Source organism: Curtobacterium sp. B18 (assembly GCF_000333375.1).
Classification (GTDB): Bacteria; Actinomycetota; Actinomycetes; order Actinomycetales; family Microbacteriaceae; genus Curtobacterium.
Genome location: NZ_BACZ01000628.1, coordinates 1 through 909, shown reverse-complemented (window position 1 = coordinate 909; position 909 = coordinate 1). Strand labels below are relative to the sequence as shown.

1 protein-coding gene is annotated in these 909 nt (G+C 77.8%); it reads left to right on the top strand.

Annotated features, from left to right (window positions below):
- Window positions 1-40 precede the first annotated feature (40 nt).
- On the top strand, window positions 41-909 hold an 869-nt coding region (locus I5E_RS16935; RefSeq protein WP_022908029.1), incomplete at its 3' end, for a glycosyltransferase family 9 protein.

The following is a 909-nucleotide window of genomic DNA, read 5'->3' as shown; positions in this document are numbered from 1 at the left end:
CGGTCGCCCTCGTGCTCGAGCACGTGCGGACGGTCCGCTCGTGAGGGCCGGCCCCCGGGTCCTCGTCGTCCGGCTCGACTCGTTCGGGGACGTGCTCGTCGCGGGCCCCGCTGTCCGGGCCGTCGCGGCCGAGGCGTCCCACGTGACGATGCTGTGCGGGCCGCAGGGCGCCCCCGCGGCGGACCTGCTGCCCGGTGTCGACCGGGTCCGGGTCTGGGCGGCCCCGTGGGTGACCGAGACCGCCAGACCGGTGGACGACGCCGTGCTCGCCGAGTTCCGGGCGCTCGTCGCCGATGAGGGCCCGGACGAGGCGGTGGTGCTCACGTCGTTCCACCAGTCACCGCTCCCCGTGGCGCTCCTGCTCCGCCTCGCCGGCGTCGGCCGGGTCTCCGGCGCCAGCGTCGACCACCCCGGCTCCCTGCTCGACGTGCGGCTCCGCCCCGGCGAGGACCTCCCCGAGGACGTCCCGGAGGCCGAACGGGCGCTGCGCATCGTCGCAGCGGCCGGGTTCCGTCCGCCCGAGGGGGACGCCGGGAGGCTCGGCGTGCGTCTCGACGTCGACCCGCCTGCCGAGGTGGCCGCGCTGGACCACTACGTCGTCGTCCACCCCGGCGCCAGCGTCCCGGCGCGCGCGTGGCCGGAGGAGCGGCACCGCGACCTGGTCGCCGCGTACGCGGCCCGCGGGATGCCCGTCGTCGTCACGGGGTCGCCGGGCGAACGTGCGCTGACGGCCCGGGTCGCCGGGGACACCGCGATCGACCTCGGTGGTCGTACGACGCCGGCCGAGCTCGCGGCGGTGCTCGCCGGCGCCGGAGTCGTCGTCGTGGGCAACACCGGGGCGGCGCACCTCGCCGCAGCGGTGGGCGCGCCGATCGTGAGCCTGTTCTCGCCGGTCGTCCCCGCCGTCAA